Here is an 18,844-nt window from a genome sequence, read left to right on the forward strand (position 1 = left end):
GGCTCGTCTTCTACTTGCGTTGCTGATAATGATATGCGAACGTTCTCACAATATAGCCATTGATTGATCGCATCCGTCAAGTTGAAAGTTGAGATCAGGCCCAACTTCGCCTATGAAACGGTACAGGTATTGAGCAGCGTGCAACTGCTTGGAAGGAACGCGCAGACATGAGTGAACGACGCGCCGACAAGACGACCATTGCCGATGTGGCGCGCCTGGCCGGCGTCAGCACCGCGACCGCCGGACGGGTATTGGGCGGCTATGGCTATACCAGCGAAGAAATCCGCGACAAGGTGAAGAAATCCGCTGATACGCTGGGCTATCGCCCCAATCTGCTGGCACGCAGTCTTATCACCGGGCGCAGCAAGACCATAGGCGTTGTCGCGGGCGACATGCAAAGCCCGTTTTACGCCAGTATTCTGCGCGGTATTTCCGATGTGGTTCGTGCGCGCGGCTTTGGCCTGATCGTCACCAACAGCGATGAATCGATCGATCGTGAGCTGGAGGCAGTGGATCTTCTGCGCGAAAAGCAGGCCGACGGCATCATCATTGCGCCCTGTGATATTCTCAAGGCGCAGCACTTGCACGATGTCGTTGCCAGCGGCTGTCCGGTGGTCCAGATCGATCGCCGCGTCAAGGGATTGAAGGCAGATTCGGTGACCGTCAATGGCCGCCAGGCCGCCCACGCCGCAGTGACCCAAATGATTCTCGACGGCCATAGTCGCATTGGCGTACTGGCGGAACTCGAGCATGGCCGCTACAAGAATCTCAACGCATTTCTTCACGACCGCCAGCACAAGAAAATCGATATTTCATCGCTTTATCCGAGCTGGCAACGTCTGCTCGGCTATATCGAAGCGCATGAGGAAGCCGGGATCGCCTTTGATCCGAGTCTCGTTGCCCAGGTGGGCAGCTATTCGATCGATATTGCCCGCCAGCACGCCATCGCGTTGCTGACCCGGGAAAACCCGCCTTCAGCGCTGTTTACCACCGATGGATTGATGTCAGCCGGCGCCATGCTGGCGATCAGCGAACTCGATATTTCCATTCCGCAGCAACTGTCCGTGGTCTGCTTCGACGATCTGGACTGGATGTCGTTCTTTACCCCTAAACTGACGGCAATCCGGCAGCCACTGCTCGAAGTTGGCGAAGCCGCGGCGCGTCTAGTCCTGGAGCGGCTCGATAGCGCCGATCGGGCGCAGCAGGATATTGTGCTGCATGCCGAATGGCAGCCGCGCTGTTCGCTCGCCCACCATCCCGGTTGATCTGGCCGGCCTTAACCTCAAAAAGACATGCGCAGCCGACTCAATCCTGCAACTCGGCTATAGGCTCGCCGAGATCAATCGGCGCGGCATGACCTGTACCGCCATATTGGCCACATGTCGCCGCAGCAACGCGTGACGCCGCCTGTAGCAATGTTGCGGGCGCCTCGCCCTTCACCAGGCCATAAAGGGTGCGGGCGATGAAACTGTCGCCAGCGCCTAACGTGTCAACCGCCACAATCGGCGTTGCTTCGGCATGGAAAACCCCTTGCGCACCGGCAAGAACTGCGCCCTTGGTGCCGCGGGTGACCAGCACCCAATCCGCGCCGCTCTCGCGCAGGCAGCCAATGGTCGCCGTAACCTCGTCCGGCGAAAGCTCACCGCCCGAAACAGCGGCCAGAAAGCATTTCGGGCCGATGCGTCGATAGTGTTCCACGTCGCGACGGATGGAGAAATCATAGGACAGGCGTTGCGGCGCAATAGCATCCAGCCAGCCGTCAAGGCCACTCGACTGACCGATATGGACGGCATCGAACCGGCGCGCAAACTGAATATCGGCAGCGCTCGGCTCAAACATCGACACTCCGAGATCAAAGCGGATGAAATAGCGATCATTATTGCCGCGATGACCAATGATGCAATAGGCCGTCTTGCCTGTGGCCTCCATACGCAGATGCGAAGTATCGACCCCCTCGTCGCGCAGTGCGGTCTGAATGACCCTTCCGGCCGCATCCGCGGCAACCACGCCGATATAGGCCGCCTCGGCCCCAAAACGGCTCATATGGATAGCGACATTGACACAGTTACCGCCCGGAAACATTTCCCGACGCGAAATGTAACAATCGACGACATTGTCGCCCATCGCCGCGATTTTGATCATTCTTATTTTCCCAATTGACAAGATGTGAGAACGTTCGCACACTAAAGTAGAACTGTCAACGTATCGCGGGATTGGTACCGGGAAATGTTGCACTGGACCGGAACGGCTGCCGATCGGCGCAGCCAGGCTCTTCAAGACGCTGAAAAGAGGAATAGAATGCCCAAACAACTTCCTATCGATATTGCTGAAACCTTGAGTGCGCTTGCGCAGCGGGATTTTTCGCATGTGTTTCTGGTTGCCTGCGGCGGATCGCTGTCAATCATGCATCCGGGCAAGTATTTTCTGGATCGCCATTCGGGACTGCTGACCTCTGATGTCTATAATGGCGACGAGTTCGTCACACGCGACCCGCGTCGCCTCAACAGCGACGCCATTGTCATTCTGTGCTCCCAGACGGGCACCACCAACGAAACGGTGCGGGCGGCAGAACATGCCCGTCGCCGGGGCGCCTGCGTGATCTCCCTGACGCTGGATCCGCAATCGCCGCTCGCCGCCGCCGCCGACCACGTGCTGCAATACCAGGCGTCCTACACCACCGGCATTCCGATTGATGGCGCCGACAGCAATTACAGCGTGCTTTACATGTTGCTGGCGGGCATTGTCGATTTACGCGAAAAGACCAGCCTGCTGCCCAAACTCCTGGAAAGCCTGCCGGCACTGCAACCGGCCATTGAACGCGGTCAGCAGCATTTTGATGAAACCTTTACCAGATATGCAGAGCGCTATGGCCGCGAAAAAGTCGTGTACACCATGGCTAGCGGTCCGGTTTATGGCGCAGCCTATTCATTCTCCATCTGCGTGCTCATGGAAATGCTGTGGATCAACTCGCAAGCTATCCACGCCAATGAGTTTTTCCATGGCCCCTTCGAAGTCGTCGATAAAAATGCCTGCTTCGTCGTCATGATTGGGCTCGATGAAACGCGTGCGCTGGCGGAGCGTGGCCGGGATTTCCTGTACCGTTTCGGCGAGCCGGACAATATGTTGGTGCTGGATGCAGCGAAACTCGATCTCGCTGACATAGATGACACTTTCAAGGAATATTTCGTGCCGTTGATTTTCTTCGATGCGCTTTGGAAATTTGCCTACAAACTGGCTGCGAAGCGTGAGCAGGTCATGCTGGATGGTCGCCGCTACATGAAAAAGATCACCGATTACTAAGCAGCCCTGGGCGCCGGTCCATCTCTGTTGAAGCTGGGCCGGCGCTGCACTTAATTCTCACGCGATTACATGATAGGGTGACGTCACGTTGCACTTGATGTTACCTTGAAAATTCTATCAAAATTTCCATGCTGCAAAGTCCTTGAAGCCATGACCGGTTACGATGCAAACGACAACCGCATCGCGCGCGATATGCCCTTGGGCAAATAGTCTGCGCACCGCAGCAAGCGAAGTTGCCCCAGTTGGCTCGCAGAATATTCCGGTTGTTCGCGCGAGATCTTTCATCGCTTCAAGGATAAATTCGTCCTCAACACCTATTGCCATCCCCCCAGTCGCGCGAACAAGCGAAAGCGTATGACTTCCTTCCTGAGGGTAGAATTGCAATGGATCGGATATCCCCGACGCGACAGTTTTCGGTTGTTCCCAAGGCTCAACATTCATTTCACCCGCTGCAAAGGCACGCGCAATAGGCGCACAGCCCAACGCCTGCGCAGCAACAAGCCTGGGCAGGCATCCGGCTGCATCCTTAAACCCGGTAAAAACTCCTTTCACCAACGGCCCGGAACTGGTTGGTACGCTGACCCAATCCGGTACATCGTCACCCAGTGCGTTATAAATCTCCTGTCCCACCAGACGCAGCGCATCAACACCATAGGGATTGAGATAAGTGGTTGTGACATTGACAAAGCCCGTCTTGCGACAAATATCCAAAGCGTGGGCAAAAGAGTTGCCATAGTGTCCGGGAATTTTTTCCAGACGAGCACCATAGGCCATTATCTGCGTGAGTTTTCCCTCCGGTGTCAGTTCAGGACAGACAATGACTGCGGGCAATCCCAGGTGCGCGGCATAACGGGCCGCCGCTGCACCCGCATTGCCGCTGGATGCGCAAACGATGCCGCGGGCACCGAATGACATCGCCTTGCTAATCGCTGCGGCGACCAGTCTATCTTTGAATGAGCCGGATGGATTGCCGGTTTCATCCTTGATATAGAGCCTTCCACAAAAGGCTTCGTGCAGCAAAGTCTCCGGAACACGACGCAGAGGCGTGTTTCCCTCACCCAGCGTTACCTCCTCATCCACGAAATCACTTGTTGCCCAATAACCGCTTTTTTCTTCGAGGTGCTGAACTTCTAGAATGCCTTCGCACTTATCGCAGCGATAAACGAGCGAGGCCGCCACTCTTGCTGCACATTGCGTGCACTGCAACGCGATCGATGCGAGTCGGTTTTGGTTAGCCAGACTGCTACGTTTAATATTCATTGCATCATTCCCCGCGCGGCGACTGGGAACACGCATTCGACGCGCCCTTTTCGTACACCGACATACCAATCGTAACGATCCACTGTCGGATCGCAATGTCCCGGCACCAAACGAAGCTTTTCGCCGATCTGCAGTCGCTCTCCATCCGCATGAACTATGAGTGCACCGTGTTCATCGGATGCACCGGCATAGGTGACGTTGCGGTGACCGTAAACCAGCGGCAGGCCGCTATCGACCGCAATGCCCTTATGGCCGCAATCCAGCACAGCCAGATCTGGACGCGGAGCGCTCATGACGGTACTCAAGACAAAAAGCGACTGGCTGAAAGGCGGCATGGGATCGTTGCGGCTGTAGTCGGCATCCATGAACAGATAGGAGCCAGCCTGTAATTCTGTATAGACTTGGCTTGCCGCCTCATATCGGAAGGTGCCGGTACCGCCACCCCCGACGATGTCGCATGAAAGTCCGCGCTTTCGTATTGCCGTGATCGTCGCTTCGGTCTTCTCAACCGCCTGTCTTATGGCCTCAAAGCGCTCTTCTTCGCTGCGAAAATGCTGAGCTGCGCCATGATAGGACTGCAGTCCACCGAATATGAGATGTTTGCTGTTCGCGATTGCTGCGGCAAGCTCCGCCGCCCGTTCGCCCGGAGCAATTCCGCAGCGCATTCCGCCGACATTGATCTCAACCAGAACCCTGAAACGTTTGCCGCTGTCAGCCGCAACTTTCTCGACCAAATTGACGACTGATTCATTGTCGGCGCAAACCGCAACATCGCTCATGCCAGATAAAGCCAGCAGGCGCGCAAGCTTACGTTCGCTTACGACCTCGTTCGACACCAGAATGTCGGAAACACCGCCCCATGCGAGCACTTCCGCTTCACCGGTTTTCTGAACGCATTGACCGACAGCGCCGCGCGCCATCTGCCAGTGCGCAATGACCGGTGACTTGTGTGTTTTTGCATGCGCCCTCAATCGAATACCTGACGACGCGCAATAGGTTGCCATACGATCCAGATTGTCTTCCATTTTGTCGAGATCGATGATCAGCGCGGGCGTATCGATATCCGCCTCTCTCATTCCCGGCTGAGCCGGCGGAACCTGTAGCATTCTCAAATCCTCTGGCAGAAATCGGCTGTTTGCTACCCTGCCGACAGATCGTTGTCGGCAGGGTAAGGGTTTCATGCCGCGATGGATGTTTTTTCCGTCGTGGTAAGGGTCGCGAAATTATCCCTGATATATTCAGCGGCCCGCAGCGCCAAGGCCGATATCGTCGGCGTGGGATTGACGACACCACCGGTTGCTAGCACGCTTCCGTCAACGATGAACAGATTTGGGACTTCCCAGGTCTGGTTCCATTTATTAACAACCGACGTTTCGGGATCGCTTCCCATGCGACATGTGCCGATCATATGCCAGGCAGGTGTCCGATAGACGCCATTCTTGTCACGATAATCATGCAAGCGATACTCAAACGCACCACATGCCTTTGCCAGATCTTCCAGGCGATCAAGCATATAGTTCATCATGCGCTTGTCATTTTCGCCCGGTGCATAATGGGTGCGGGCGGCTGGCACTCCATCGGAATCGGTCAATTCCGGATCGAGTGTCACCCGGTTCTCGGGATTTGGCAGATCGTCACCGATGGCAAAAACCCCGATCGAATGACCAAAATGCTTCTGGAACCAACTGTGATGGTTTTTACCCCAAGGAGCTCGCGCAGAAGTAAACCAGCCTGCGGCCAGTTCTCCCGCGGATGGCGAAGACGTGATACAGTTGAAATTGAAGCCATTAACGAAACCACGTGACGGATCGGTTTCCGCAAACTGGCGTGAAATCAGCGACGCGACATAGCCAGTCTGGCCATCAACCGGCTCATTCACCCACATTTCACAAGCGACAAGCGTATGGTGTAAGAGATAACGGCCAACCTGATCGTTGCTGTTCGCCAGATTGTCGGAAGCAAGCAGAAGGCGCGGCGTTCCGATTCCATTGGCGGCAACGATAACCAAGCGAGCCTTTTGGAATCGCTTCAAACCGGTATTGCGGTCGACATAAAGCGCGCCGGTCGCCCGTCCGTCACTATCCTTTTCGATACGCAGCACGCGCGCGTGGATACGCAACTCGCAGCCGGCATCAAGTGCCTTGGGCCAGATCGACATGGAGTACTTGCTCATTGAGCCGCGCGGACAACCGTTGCAGACACCACAATTGTTACAGGCTGGACGCCCGTCATAATCCTCGGTGATGGCTCCTGCTTCTACCGGCCACCAATGCCAATCGAGGTTGTCGAAACCGGAAGAGAGTCGTTTGGCCACTTTCGACACCGGCATGGGACGGGTTGGGCAGGGCTCCCGATCAGGCATAGCCGGATCACCCGCCAACCCGGAGACACCAACCAATTTATCCGCCGCTTCGTAGAAGGGCGCCAGGTCTTCATAGGAAATCGGCCAATCGGGTTGTAACCCATGTTCCGTCCCTTTTCGAAAATCGGATGGACGGTATCGCGGCCAGATGGCGCCATACACATTCGTCGATCCACCAACTCCGTTCCACATCAGTATTTGCGAGGAATCCGAGTTGACCGGAAAATCGTCCGGATGGGACCTCTTATTGACATCCGGGCTCCAATTAGTGCGCCGCTGCCAGGACCAATCCGAATGAAGATGCGGGTGATCTTCAGCCTCAACCCAGGAGCCCTGCTCAAGGCAAACCACATCAAGTCCGGCGTGTGCCAGTACCAGTGCCGCGAGAGAGCCGGTTGCACCGGCACCGATAATCAAAACGTCGCAAGTCCGATCCGCGGTCATCGTGCAACTCCCCAGTTTTCAGTTTTCTGCGTTTCAAGCGCCAGTTCGGAAATATCGACAGGCACGACAGCGTCCGTCGCGAGATAATGACCGCGATTGTGAGTGGGGATATCCTTGCTGAAGTCAAACGGCTCCATCGGATAGCCAGATAGATGAGGACGGATGGAATAAGGTCTGCCGCTTTGCTGGATAACCGATACGACAAACGGCGTCTCGTAATAGGCAAGCACGGTTGCGATGTAAATTTTGTCAAAAAGATCGGGATCACGAACTTCGAACGCAGCAACCGCTTCAGTCCGCTGCATTGGTTCGTCGCTCGATAGGCTGCCATTGAGCCAGCCAATCAAATCGGCAAATTTTTCAAGAGCTGCAGTGTCCCATGATGAAAACAACCGCAGAGCAATAATCCCGTGGACGCCTGCCGCAGAAGCCGACGGCCAGATTGCATCGCCCGGTATGAGTTCATCAACAAGCGCCGCAATCATTCTCGCCTCTTCGTCCGCAGACAGCGCGAAATTGACCAGCCGTTCGTCCTTTCTCGATACAGATTCCATCCTATCGCTCCTACCTGCGATCCAGAGTGATCGTAATCATCTTGAGTTCCGTCATGGCCTCCATCGTATGCAGCCCACCAAGGCGCCCGATACCGCTCTTGGTGTTCGTACCACCGCCGAAAGGCAGATGGATTTCCCAATAGGTGCTGCCGGAGTTGATGTTCACAATGCCTGCCGGAATAGCTTTAGCAACCGACAGACCGCGTTGCATGTCCTTGGTAAATACGCCCACCGACAGTCCATATTCGCTGTCTAGAGCAAGTTCGAGAGCCTCGCTGTCATTTCGGAACGTCAGCACTGGAACGACAGGTCCGAATGTTTCCTCGCGATTGATCCGCATATCGCGCGTTACACCGGCAATGACAGTTGGCTCAAAATACAGGTCACTCCCCAGATCGGGACGCGCCTTGCCTCCACAAAGCAATGTTGCACCACTCGCCACCGCATCATCGACATGTTCTTTCACCTTGACCGCAACCTTGGCATTGTTGAGCGGCCCCATCGTCGTGCCTTGCTGAAAAGGATCGCCTAGCACATGGCGCTCGGCATGCTGGACAAGCTTTTCACAGAGCGCATCGGCCACGGTTTCATGGACGAGTACGCGCCCAGTCGCGGCACAAACCTGCCCCGCGTTAAAGAAAGCCCCACCAGCGGCAGAAGAAGCAGCAGCCTCGATATCGGCATCCTCAAAGACGATAACCGGCCCGTTTCCGCCGAGTTCCAGGAGAAGTGGTTTGCCTGCTCCACGTTCGGCGATGCGCTTGCCCGTCGCAGCACTTCCCGTGAAACCGATTGCCGCGACATCGGGATGCACAACAACGGCATCACCCACGGTAGCGCCCTCACCGATCACCAGATTGATAACACCGTCAGGCAGCCCCGCCTGTTCGATGACTTCCATCAGAGCACAGGCGATCAAGGACGTTGAAGGTGCAGGAACCCAGACTATGACATTGCCCGTCGCTATACCCGGCGCGAGATACTCGACCGGAATGTTGACGGGAAAATTCCATGGTGTGATCACACCATAGACGCCACGTGCCTGGCGAATTGTCATTGCCAGCTTGGTCGGGTCCTCAGTGGGCAGAGTTTCTCCCCCCATCTGTTTGACAAGTTCGGATGCTAGACGAAAACCGTCTGCAGCCTTGCCGACTTCTCCCATCGCCTCAGAGAGCGGTTTACCCTGTTCCCCGGACAAGATACGTGCGAGCTTTTCCCTTGACGCATCAATCGCCGATCCGATTTTCACGCAAAGAGCCGCTCTTTCAAATATCGGCGTCGATGCCCAGGAAGAAGAAGCCGTCTTGGCTGCCATCACCGCCCTGTCGACAGTCGCAACCGTCGATTTCGGCAACAGCGCTATCTGCTTGCCAGTCGCCGGATTGATCGCTGGCATGGTTTCGGGCTCTGTCTCCCAACCGCCTGCGATAAAATTTCCGATTTTAGCGGATGTGTAACCACCATCCATGATCTTCCCTCCCATTCATTCTGCTGCGTTTGCGAACGATTGGCTGTCCATATCCATTTCACGCCCGCCAATGACGAGACCGGCAGCGAACAAGCGCTGTGATGCCGTCACCACTTCACCACGCACATCCTCAAGCGGGAACGTGCCGGCACGCAGGTCGAGAACACTGGCGTCTCCTACAGCACCTGGTTTCAAAGTCCCGAGCTCAGGCCGTTGGACAGCAAGCGCCGGATTGATCGTCGATGCTGCGATAACGTCGCTGATCGGCATGCCGAGCGCCAGAAACTTGGACAATGTCGTCACCTGATCATAGGCCGGCCCGGTGATGCACAGCGCATGCACGTCGGACGAAATCGTATCGGGCATAAAGCCCTGCCCCATCATGGCCCGAGCGGTTTTCCAGGCGAATGAACCCATGCCGTGACCGATATCGAAGATAACCCCTCGTTCACGCGCTGCCAGAACTTCCGGTTTGATATTGCCCTTGCCATCGATCGGTGCATTGGGAAACGGACGGAAACAATGCGTGAGTACATCGCCCTTGCGAAGACGCGATACGACCGCTTCATAGGAAGGCGGTGGCTCGTCGATATGCGCCATTAGCGGAAGGCCGGTTTCATCGGCCACCTGAAGCGCCACATCAAGCGGCTGAATACCGGCGGGACCAGATGCATGACGTCCGATGCGAACCTTCACACCGACGATCACATCCCGGTTTTCATTGATGACTTCGACTGCCTCGCGCGCGGCCAGAAGGCGAATGTCATGGCTTTCACCCAGCATGATGTTCTTGGCAAAACCATAGATACCCGCAAAGGATATATGCAGATAAACCAATACACGCGCCGTGCTGCGTTCGATGACATGTTTGCGAAAGCCCGGGAAATTGCCGGGTCCGGCGCTGCCGGTATCGACACATGTAGACACCGCGCTCTTGCGAGCGAACAGATCGGGGTCCACCCCGAGCGAAGTGCCACCCCAATACACGTGGGTGTGCAGATCGATCAGACCTGGGGTCACGATCAGGCCCGAAACATCGCGCATTTTTGTGCCTGTCAGTCCCTCTCCAACCGCGGCAACCCTGCCATCCTTGAAGGCCACATCCGTCACACGGTCAATGGCTTGCGAGGGATCGATTACCCGGCCATTCTTCAATACCAGATCATACGACATGAATTCTGCTTTCCGGTTCCTTTAATTGCTGATTGATGCGCGCGCCGCTGTCGCTCGAAAAGAAACGCACTGCTTCCGCGCTCGCGTTGAGGATAATTCTCGATCCAGGAGACAAACCGCTGGCATCGGTACAGGTGGCACGCACCGCGTGGTCCCCGATTGCGACATCGAGAAATTGGTAGGGCCCGGCTGGTTCGACGAGAACCAGATCCCCGGACAAATTCAGCCCGCCTGCCGCCCTTGGTACGGGCTTAAGATCGTGGGGACGAACGCCGATGATTTCACCCTTGGACCCGCCACACAATTCCGCAGGAAGAAAATTCATCTGCGGACTACCGATGAACCCGGCGACAAACTGGTTGGCGGGACTGGAATAAACCTCCATGGGACGTGCAAACTGTTGCAGCACACCATCCTTCATCACCGCAATACGATCAGACAGAACCATCGCCTCCTCCTGATCGTGGGTTACGAAAATGACCGTGATCCCAAGCTCCTTCTGCAAGCGCCGGATTTCCGTCCGCATGCGCACGCGCAGAGAGGCATCAAGGTTGGACAGGGGTTCGTCCATCAAGAGAACGGAAGGATTGCGGACAATGGCCCGCCCCACAGCGACGCGCTGTCTCTGACCGCCGGAAAGCGCAGCCGGGAGCCGGTCAAGCAAAGCTTCAATACCCAAAACTTCGCTGGCCCAGCCAATCTGCCGATTGATTGTCGCTTCATCGACTTTCTGTCGGCGCAGCGGAAATGCAATATTGTCGCGAACACTCATATGCGGATAGAGCGCATAATCCTGAAAGACGAGCGCGATATTGCGATCTCTGGGCGACAGATCCGACATCTCCTGACCGTCAAAGCGGATCGATCCCTCGCTGATCTCCTCCAGCCCCGCTATACAGAAAAGCAACGTTGACTTTCCGCAACCCGACGGCCCGAGAAATGAGATGAATTCGCCATCATCGATCGAAAGATCGAGGTTTTTCAGGATGTTTAACGCACCATATTGTTTGTTCAGGCCTGCGATCTGAATTGATGCCATAAGAGTTTCCTTTCAGCCCTTGACCGCGCCTGAAAGCGCACCCTGAACGAGATATTTTTGAAAGAAGAAGGCGATTGCCACCGGAGGAATAATCGCCAGCACGCTCGCCGCGAATAGCGGGCCATATTCATTGAACCTAGCCTGGCTGAGAAACCCGGCGATAACCACTGGGATAGTCTGAGTTTTCGGCGTGGATGTCAGGATCATTGCGAAGAGAAATTCATTCCACGAAACCAGAAAGCAGAATATCAGTGCCGCGATAATTCCCGGCTTTACGACAGGTATCAGCACCTTGCGGAACATCTCGAACGGTGTGCATCCGTCGATCAGTGCCGCCCGCTCCAGACTGAGCGGTACATTTTCGAAGCTGGTCTTCATCATCCAAGCGGAAAGCGGCATCAGGATCGTTGAATATGCGATCACAAGCCCCAGATGTGTATCAATGAGGCCCAATATGCGAAACAGCACAAAAAACGGCAGGACGAGAGTGAGCGCCGGAACCATGCGCGTTATGAGAAGCGCCCACAAACTCACCGAAAAGAACCTATGCGAGGCATAACGGGCAAATCCATAACCGGCGAGAGTTCCCAGAGCCACATTGATAACCGAGACGACGACGCCGATACCAAAGCTGTTGAGCAACGATAAAGGTACGCGTGCCGCCTGCACACTTGTCGTACCACCACTTGGCATCAGAACAGCCCGGTAGTTATCGAGCGTCAATGCCGAAGGTATCATGGACGGTGGTGTTCGTATGAGATCCGTTGTTGGTGACAGACTGATGAGAACAAGCATGGCAACCGGGAGGAAGGACCACAGGAAGACTGTGATAACGGCAGTATAAAAGCCGATCGTGGTCAAACGCTTCGCCGTCTGCGGTTGGACAAGGCGACGTCTTGAGAAAGCAGGCAAGATTACCATGAATGCTCTGGTACGCGGCGCTGACGATAAGACCTCGGTCATGGCGTCCTGTGATGGTTGTTTCTGTTTTTTGGGAGACAGGAAAGCGAAATAGACCAGTGCAAGCAAAAGGCTAAGCATCATCAGCAAATATAGAAGTGCTGCCCCTTCTCCGAATTTCAGGAATTGAAACGACTGAAGATAGCCAAGCCAGGATAGCGTCGTGGTTGCCGCACCCGGACCGCCTCGGGTCATGATCCAGATAATATCGAAAGTCATCAGCGCATTGATGGTGGCAACGATCATCGCAAATAACAACGTGGATTTCAGCCATGGCAGGGTGATCGCCATGAAGCGCGTTACCGGCCCGGCCCCATCAAGCTCAGCTGCGCGATGCAGGTTGGAGGGCATGGATTGCAGGCTTGAGAGGAGCATGAGCGTCATCAATGGCGCTTGGTTCCATATCTGGGTCAACGTAACGAGATTGAGCGCTCGAAAGCCGTCGCCAAACCAGGGACGTGCCAAATGCCCCATACCGATGTCATTCAGTAAACCGTTCAGCAGACCGAAGTTGCCTGCGTAGACGAAAGACCACAATACACCGATGGTTACCGGAGCCATTGCCCAGGGAATGAGGACGACACTGCGCAGAAATCCCCGGCCCGAAAAGTGCCTGTTCAGCACCAATGCCATGGCAGTTCCGACAACCGTCGTCCCCGCGACGGACAAAACCGAGAAATAAAGCGTTCGCCCCAATGCCGCCCAGAAGTCACCGTTGGAGAAGATGCGAGTGTAATTGCCTTGGAGTTGCCCCATAAAAACCGGACATTTTCAGAATTGAGCATTTCGGCTCAGGAACTCTCGTGGAGATTGATATCCTAAAGCCTTGTGCGGGTGAAGATTGTTGTAGTGCTCGAACCATGATGGCAGTTGAGCCATGACAGTTTCGGCGTCCGGCGTCGGATTTATCCGGACATAATCGCGCTTGAATGTTTTGACGAAAGCCTCAGCCATTCCATTTGACTGCGGGCTGCGCACTGGTGTTCTGCACTGTTCCATACCGATATCCCGGAGCAAGGACGCGGTGCTTTTCGCAATGAAGCATGAACCATTGTCGGTAAGCCACTGGATGGGCTCTGCCAGCGTATTGATGCGCCCGAAGCGGTTTTCTACCGCCGTGATGACAAGATCCTGCACATCTTCGCTCTTGATGCCTTCTGTCGTGGCCACATGAGCGATTGCTTCCCGATCACAGCAGTCGAGCGCAAATGCAACGCGGACCTTTTCCTTGTTGTCGCACGTGATCTCGAAGCCATCGGAGCACCATCTGGTATTGGAGCGCTCGACGGTGACTTGCCCGTCGTGTCTGCGTTCACCGGCAGCTCCGGTATGGCGCTGAAGGAGCAGATCATGCTGCTTCATCACGCGGTAAACACGTTTGGCGTTCGGCCATGAACGCCCCTGTTCACGGGCCTTGCGCCGCAGAACGGCATGAACGCGCCGATAGCCATAGGTCGACATTTCTTCAATGATCGCCTTGATCTGAGCAACCAGATCAGCGTCGGGAAGCGGAGGTCTCCCTCGGGCTCTGGAAAGGGTGCCTGTGGCTCGCGCCGCGATATTCGACCGGGCAACACCTAGCGTCTCGCATACCGCTTTCATCGCAAAACGTCCTTCGGCAGCGAGATTGAGTGCAGCATGCGTTTTTTTGGGCCGCTGGCGATTTCGAGGGCCTCCTTGAGAATTTCCCCTTCCATCGTCTTCTTGCCCAGCAGGCGCTGTAATTCCTTCACCTGAGCCTGAAGCGCCCGGTATTCCGAGGCAGGGACAACCTCCTCTTCGGCTGCCGTTGCGACCAATGCACCCTGTGACGCAAGCTTGCGCCACGCGAACAGCTGGTTAGGCGCAATGCCATGACGACGGGCGACCAGACTGACCGTTGCGTCCGCCTCGTAGGTTTCGTGGACAATCGCAAGTTTCTCCGCGGTACTCCAGCGTCGACGCCGCTCAGGGCCGGAAAGAATTTCCATCTTAATGCTATTACCAGTCATAATGTGAACAGTAGTCCTATCACTTATTTAAGTGGCAGAAACTGTCCGGGCAATTAAGGGGCTATTCCATGCCTAAACCGACAAACACCCACTTCTTGGTAATGGGGTTCACACTTACAAATGAGAGATAGAAACTGTAGAGGAGCGGAATTCCGACGATAAGGATCATCAGGAAAAGTGTTGGTGTCACCGAAACATAGGCAAATGCCGGAAGCCGGAATAGTTGGCGCCGGTCTTTCGTGGGTATATGCGCTGAGCGACTGTCTATCGTAAGTGTCATCACGACCTCACACTCTTCGCCCGGCGAAACAGCCAAAAGCAGTCACCACCAGACTGGGAAACGGAAAGGGATAGACGGCGGTGGCCGGAGCGCTTCCAGCCAACAGCCTTATTGATACTGGGCCTTCAGCTCAGAAGCTTTCGCGGCAAGCGCGGAAACAAAGGCATCAGTCGAACTGCCTGAACGGATATATTCCTGGAGCTGCTGCATCATGAACATATCCCACTCCGGGAACCAGATCGCCTTGCCGATGGCGCGTGAGGTTGCCATGCCGAGTTGCTTGGCCGAGATGTCGAGGTCGCGCCACTTGGAAAAGCTCGCGACGATATCCGGGTCAGCCATCACTTCGCGATAAGCAGAACCCAGACCGAACTCGAGCGCCCAACGCTTGATGACATGGTACTGGCCATCCGAGGCCTTACCACCAAAAAACTGCAACAGATCCCAAACGCGCTGGTCGTCAACGGGCTGCGCGCCCATCAGATAGGCCGCGGTCCATGCCATGGTCGATTGGGTAGCACCTGGCATTAGTGCATTGCGCACTTTACCTGCGATCTTGGAAACGGCCGGATCGTTGACGACCTTGTGGTTGTAGTCATGCACCACCATGAATGTATGACGGCCGGAAGCATAGCTCGGCACACCTTCACCCGGCAGTGTCATGATGTCTTCCACAACGAGCTTTTCCTTGTAGACCGTCTGGAAAAATTCCAGCACTTTTCGAAGTGCCGGCTCATCGACGAAGTCGCCCTTCTCATCAAAGATCTTGGCCCCTTCGGAATACCAGCACGCAAAGATGTTCCACGACAGATCGGACCATTGCTGCTGCCACATGCCATGGAAGGGAGCATCGCTGATACCATCGGTTTTGAGCTTCCGGCTTAGCTCCAGCACTTCATCCCAGGTCTTGGGCACATCCGCCTTTGCTTTGGATAAGTGCTCCTCATTATAGAGAAAAGTATTGTATCCCGCATAATAGGGCAAACCGCACAATGGGCCACCATTCGGCAAGGATAATGACTGCACACTCACAGGAAACATGCCAGCCTTGATATCGGCCACACCCGGCAATGAATCTAGATCGCGGATCCATTCAGCAGCATGCCAGCGAGCGATATAGTTTTCCTCTGAGTAAAGCATATCCATATGCTGTCCGCCGGTCAGCTTGGTCTCTACGACGGGATGATAATCGCCGGTCACCAGCTCATACGCGACATTTTCATCATAGAGCTTTTTGAAGGTCTCTACATTTTCAGCGACAATCTGCGGCTGGTACTGCCAACCGATGAATGCCATGGCCGTGGACGGTGCCGCCATCGCCCGTTTGCCAAGCATTCCTGTGGCCGTAAAGCCAGCCATGCCCGCCAATACCTGTCTTCTAGACAGCAAGTATCGATCCAGCGCATTATTCATGCCAGTTCCCCATTTTATTTATTTTTGATTGCAAGAATTCGAACAATACGAACCCTAAAGAGAAAACTATAATCAACGCCCCTCAGGCGTTGATTGTCATCTTGGCATTTCAATTCTTATTTATGGTGCCAGTATGCGTGAAAATTATTCTCTGTCCAATATTTTTTTCATTTTTATGTCATTTTTTGACTGAAATCGCTTAGTTGCTTATAAAAGAAGCAAAATTTGATCCAAAAGTAAAATTTCATCAATCAATTGACTATCAATCGCACAAAGGCTGCGTCCGATCACTCCCCCGAACATTGGCGAGCTGCTGCTTGATGCGCCGCATCTTTTCACGACCAGTCTCGTTCCGCTCGATGGCAACTCCATAAGCAATGACATCGATACACATGAGGTAGGCGTAACGCATAGTTGCTGGCGACAGAATATCCTCGTCGGGAGGATTATCGACAGCGAGATGCAGATCGACTGCCTTGGCTATGAGACTATCCGAAGGACACAGGGCTATAGCTTTCGCGCCATAGCCTTGCGCAACAGTGACCACCCGCTCAAGCTCTCTGTTGTCGCCAGTCAACGAACAACACAACAATGCGTCGTCTCGTTCCACGGTGGAAGCCAGCATCAATTGCATCGTATGATCGTCACTCGGAACAACTCGGATACCGAGCCTGAAAAAGCGGTTTTGTAACTCACCGATAAGCCATGACGACACGCCGCCACTGCCGAAAGCATAAAGCGTATGGCATCGACTGATGATTTTGATGATCTGTTCGGCTCGATCGAGATCCAGCGCGTGGTGCATATCCGAAATGGTCTTTTGCGCCCGCTGGCTGACACGCTCGGCTATTTCCCCTACCGAGTTCGGCGGAGTATCCGGCTCCATATATCGACGACCGACGCGAACGGAGCCCATGATTTTCAGTTTGAGATCCTTCAGCCCTTCGCAACCGACGGTACGCGCAAATCTGGTAATCGTCGGCGCAGAAACATCGAGCCAATTGGTCAACTCTTCGATTGGCAGCTCGACAAAGCGATGCGGTTCTCCAAGGATGCCCGCCGCAATCCGCTGATTGGATTTCGAAAAGCCCGATTGCATATCGACAATGATACCGATGACATCTCGAGGGTAGCGACTATCACGTGATGTTTGCTGTGTTTTGCCGACCCTCGTCGCGTTTTTCAATCCGATCTCCTCAGCCATAGAACCCCCTCCGCATCTCCAGGGAAGTTGCCAGAAAGTTCCATCATGTGTCAATTCGATGGAAAACGACGCGCCAGATAGCGCGCGCAACTTCGAGTCGTCTCGGAAAATCCGAACTGACAGCAAAGGCGGCGCTCGGATTGCAAAAAACCTCAAAGCTTCGTTTTGTTTATTCAGCATGCAAGGCACATATTGAACCGCAGCGTCCGAATTACTGCCGTAGCCTGAAACTGAGCGACGACCGTCGAGTGCTCAGTAAGAGCACGACCGTTTAGTCGTCCCGACAAGGAGAGAACTATCTAGGTTGTGATCGCATCAGCACTAAGCTTTCGATGAAGTTTGCGCCTGATTGCGCCCCCATGTTGTGTGGCCCCTATGATCGCCTACTTCTTCACCCTGCTTTTCAAACCATGTGCTGACGATTGCAGCGTCGACATAGCCTGGAACATTTGGTTCGAAAACAGACTTGACTTACAGTTCATAACGATCTGCGCAAAGTCCCAGCAATATGCGCCGTGATGGACTTGGTTGCGATTTCCCTGTCTGAAGACCATCTTCTGCGCAGTCGTTAATATTAAAGGCTACAAGCCGTTTCCCTCCTATTAAGTTGCGGTGCAGCGTCAGGAACCAGTTTTCAGACAACTGTTCCCACTCCGCTGCTGGTCGTGCCATCTGATTGCCAGTCAGAGTTTCGCATATCTCGTTCGAGACCGGATCGTGTCAGTTGTTCGTGTATCGCTCAACCCAGCGTCTTTAATGGAACGCGGGGCTATACATCGTAAGACCGTGACCATGCACATAAATGCGACCAGTTCGGCAGCATTATCTGCCTTCAGGTTCCATACAGTTTTTAGTTGAATGCACATAAATATGCGCATATTCTGCTTACCAAAGGAGCATGTCTTATGCCACAACAGGAATCTGCCCGGACATTCAAGCGCGCAACCAATCTCTCAATCGATATTGAGCTTCTTTCCGAAGCGCGCCGACATAAAATAAATATTTCCCGTGCGGCCGAGAGCGGAATTGCGCAGGCGCTCGCTGCCGCCAAGTCAGCACTTTGGAAAGAAGAAAATCGTCCAGCTATACAAAGCTCTAATGCTTACGTCGAAGCGAATGGCTTGCCTCTTGAAAGTTACCGTCAATTCTAATGGCAAGATATGACGTTTACCCCAATCCGGGCGGGGGTTATGTGCTCGACGTACAGGCTGATCTACTGGATGAGCTGAAAACACGTATTGTCATTCCCCTAATACATAAAACGTTCGCCCCCATCCCGGCGAAGCGGCTCAATCCGATCTACGAGATTGAAGGAGAGGAACATGTGTTGGTTAGGTGTTGTCACGTTAACTGGGCTACAGTTGCCTGCCTGACGGTTTGGGCGTAAATTTTGGCG

At 54.5% G+C, this 18,844-nt stretch carries 16 protein-coding genes; 4 read left to right on the forward strand and 12 right to left on the reverse strand.

Annotation, left to right across the window (positions count from 1 at the left end):
• The first annotated feature begins 167 nt into the window (after window positions 1-167).
• Window positions 168-1,265, forward strand: coding sequence for a LacI family DNA-binding transcriptional regulator (locus tag WIX40_RS21115; RefSeq protein ID WP_109365697.1), 1,098 nt, complete (start codon window positions 168-170; stop codon window positions 1,263-1,265).
• Between the two features lie 40 nt (window positions 1,266-1,305).
• Here WIX40_RS21115 and WIX40_RS21120 read toward each other — a convergent pair whose 3' ends face one another.
• On the reverse strand, window positions 1,306-2,367 hold the full coding sequence (locus WIX40_RS21120) for a PfkB family carbohydrate kinase (RefSeq protein ID WP_339441973.1): 1,062 nt from the start codon (window positions 2,365-2,367) through the stop codon (window positions 1,306-1,308).
• Here WIX40_RS21120 and WIX40_RS21125 point away from each other — a divergent pair.
• Complete coding sequence (locus WIX40_RS21125; protein WP_339441974.1) at window positions 2,299-3,300, forward strand: SIS domain-containing protein; 1,002 nt, start codon at window positions 2,299-2,301, stop codon at window positions 3,298-3,300. The genes WIX40_RS21120 and WIX40_RS21125 overlap by 69 nt on opposite strands.
• 117 nt (window positions 3,301-3,417) lie before the next feature.
• On the opposite strand, the gene WIX40_RS21130 is transcribed toward WIX40_RS21125, so the two are convergent.
• From WIX40_RS21130 to WIX40_RS21180, 11 genes are all read right to left on the reverse strand, one after another.
• Complete coding sequence (locus WIX40_RS21130) at window positions 3,418-4,560, reverse strand: pyridoxal-phosphate dependent enzyme (protein ID WP_339441975.1); 1,143 nt, start codon at window positions 4,558-4,560, stop codon at window positions 3,418-3,420.
• A complete protein-coding gene (locus WIX40_RS21135; protein WP_339441977.1) occupies window positions 4,557-5,666 on the reverse strand; it encodes a DSD1 family PLP-dependent enzyme in 1,110 nt (369 codons plus the stop codon). The genes WIX40_RS21130 and WIX40_RS21135 overlap by 4 nt, the downstream gene beginning before the upstream one ends.
• Before the next feature lie 71 nt (window positions 5,667-5,737).
• The gene (locus tag WIX40_RS21140; protein WP_138787098.1) at window positions 5,738-7,366 is read right to left on the reverse strand and encodes a GMC family oxidoreductase; all 1,629 of its coding nucleotides are present in this window, start codon (window positions 7,364-7,366) and stop codon (window positions 5,738-5,740) included.
• Window positions 7,363-7,851: a gluconate 2-dehydrogenase subunit 3 family protein gene (locus WIX40_RS21145; RefSeq protein ID WP_371834161.1), complete on the reverse strand. Its 489-nt coding sequence runs from the start codon at window positions 7,849-7,851 to the stop codon at window positions 7,363-7,365. The genes WIX40_RS21140 and WIX40_RS21145 overlap by 4 nt, the downstream gene beginning before the upstream one ends.
• A gap of 79 nt (window positions 7,852-7,930) precedes the next feature.
• Window positions 7,931-9,388 (reverse strand): aldehyde dehydrogenase family protein, encoded by a 1,458-nt coding sequence (locus WIX40_RS21150; RefSeq protein WP_339441983.1) that lies wholly within the window; start codon window positions 9,386-9,388, stop codon window positions 7,931-7,933.
• A gap of 15 nt (window positions 9,389-9,403) precedes the next feature.
• On the reverse strand, window positions 9,404-10,561 hold the full coding sequence (locus WIX40_RS21155; RefSeq protein ID WP_138787096.1) for an amidohydrolase/deacetylase family metallohydrolase: 1,158 nt from the start codon (window positions 10,559-10,561) through the stop codon (window positions 9,404-9,406).
• A complete protein-coding gene (locus WIX40_RS21160; protein ID WP_138787095.1) occupies window positions 10,551-11,600 on the reverse strand; it encodes an ABC transporter ATP-binding protein in 1,050 nt (349 codons plus the stop codon). Before WIX40_RS21160 ends, WIX40_RS21155 begins: the two co-directional genes overlap by 11 nt.
• A gap of 12 nt (window positions 11,601-11,612) precedes the next feature.
• On the reverse strand, window positions 11,613-13,316 hold the full coding sequence (locus WIX40_RS21165; protein ID WP_339441986.1) for an ABC transporter permease: 1,704 nt from the start codon (window positions 13,314-13,316) through the stop codon (window positions 11,613-11,615).
• A 15-nt stretch (window positions 13,317-13,331) separates the two neighbouring features.
• Window positions 13,332-14,551 (reverse strand): IS3 family transposase gene (locus WIX40_RS21170; protein WP_339441987.1). Its coding sequence is split into 2 segments (ribosomal slippage): window positions 13,332-14,215 and window positions 14,215-14,551, totalling 1,221 coding nucleotides; the frame shifts between segments, so codons are not numbered across the junction.
• A gap of 388 nt (window positions 14,552-14,939) precedes the next feature.
• On the reverse strand, window positions 14,940-16,244 hold the full coding sequence (locus tag WIX40_RS21175) for an ABC transporter substrate-binding protein (RefSeq protein ID WP_339441989.1): 1,305 nt from the start codon (window positions 16,242-16,244) through the stop codon (window positions 14,940-14,942).
• 262 nt (window positions 16,245-16,506) lie between these two features.
• Window positions 16,507-17,628, reverse strand: a complete 1,122-nt coding sequence (locus WIX40_RS21180; RefSeq protein WP_339441991.1) for a MurR/RpiR family transcriptional regulator — start codon at window positions 17,626-17,628, stop codon at window positions 16,507-16,509.
• A 725-nt stretch (window positions 17,629-18,353) separates the two neighbouring features.
• Here WIX40_RS21180 and WIX40_RS21185 point away from each other — a divergent pair.
• Window positions 18,354-18,599 carry a type II toxin-antitoxin system CcdA family antitoxin gene (locus WIX40_RS21185; RefSeq protein WP_025090415.1) on the forward strand — a complete coding sequence of 82 codons (246 nt, stop codon included), beginning with the start codon at window positions 18,354-18,356 and terminating at the stop codon, window positions 18,597-18,599.
• Window positions 18,599-18,835 (forward strand): CcdB family protein, encoded by a 237-nt coding sequence (locus WIX40_RS21190; protein ID WP_339441994.1) that lies wholly within the window; start codon window positions 18,599-18,601, stop codon window positions 18,833-18,835. Before WIX40_RS21185 ends, WIX40_RS21190 begins: the two co-directional genes overlap by 1 nt.
• The last annotated feature ends 9 nt before the right edge of the window (window positions 18,836-18,844 follow it).

Origin of the sequence: Ochrobactrum teleogrylli (assembly GCF_037482325.1) — a bacterium.
GTDB classification, from domain to species: domain Bacteria; phylum Pseudomonadota; class Alphaproteobacteria; order Rhizobiales; family Rhizobiaceae; genus Brucella; species Brucella teleogrylli.

What these genes read in the sequence shown, in the direction of transcription:
- WIX40_RS21160 (WP_138787095.1), bottom strand. Translation starts at nt 11,600, where the DNA reads ATGGCATCAATTCAGATCGCAGGCCTGAACAAACAATATGGTGCGTTA.
- WIX40_RS21130 (WP_339441975.1), bottom strand. Translation starts at nt 4,560, where the DNA reads ATGAATATTAAACGTAGCAGTCTGGCTAACCAAAACCGACTCGCATCG.
- WIX40_RS21180 (WP_339441991.1), bottom strand. Translation starts at nt 17,628, where the DNA reads ATGCTGAATAAACAAAACGAAGCTTTGAGGTTTTTTGCAATCCGAGCG.
- WIX40_RS21125 (WP_339441974.1), top strand. Translation starts at nt 2,299, where the DNA reads ATGCCCAAACAACTTCCTATCGATATTGCTGAAACCTTGAGTGCGCTT.
- WIX40_RS21155 (WP_138787096.1), bottom strand. Translation starts at nt 10,561, where the DNA reads ATGTCGTATGATCTGGTATTGAAGAATGGCCGGGTAATCGATCCCTCG.
- WIX40_RS21190 (WP_339441994.1), top strand. Translation starts at nt 18,599, where the DNA reads ATGGCAAGATATGACGTTTACCCCAATCCGGGCGGGGGTTATGTGCTC.
- WIX40_RS21115 (WP_109365697.1), top strand. Translation starts at nt 168, where the DNA reads ATGAGTGAACGACGCGCCGACAAGACGACCATTGCCGATGTGGCGCGC.
- WIX40_RS21150 (WP_339441983.1), bottom strand. Translation starts at nt 9,388, where the DNA reads ATGGATGGTGGTTACACATCCGCTAAAATCGGAAATTTTATCGCAGGC.
- WIX40_RS21135 (WP_339441977.1), bottom strand. Translation starts at nt 5,666, where the DNA reads ATGCTACAGGTTCCGCCGGCTCAGCCGGGAATGAGAGAGGCGGATATC.
- WIX40_RS21185 (WP_025090415.1), top strand. Translation starts at nt 18,354, where the DNA reads ATGCCACAACAGGAATCTGCCCGGACATTCAAGCGCGCAACCAATCTC.
- WIX40_RS21175 (WP_339441989.1), bottom strand. Translation starts at nt 16,244, where the DNA reads ATGAATAATGCGCTGGATCGATACTTGCTGTCTAGAAGACAGGTATTG.
- WIX40_RS21120 (WP_339441973.1), bottom strand. Translation starts at nt 2,367, where the DNA reads ATGCGAAAAATCCCGCTGCGCAAGCGCACTCAAGGTTTCAGCAATATC.
- WIX40_RS21145 (WP_371834161.1), bottom strand. Translation starts at nt 7,851, where the DNA reads ATGATTGCGGCGCTTGTTGATGAACTCATACCGGGCGATGCAATCTGG.
- WIX40_RS21140 (WP_138787098.1), bottom strand. Translation starts at nt 7,366, where the DNA reads ATGACCGCGGATCGGACTTGCGACGTTTTGATTATCGGTGCCGGTGCA.
- WIX40_RS21165 (WP_339441986.1), bottom strand. Translation starts at nt 13,316, where the DNA reads ATGGGGCAACTCCAAGGCAATTACACTCGCATCTTCTCCAACGGTGAC.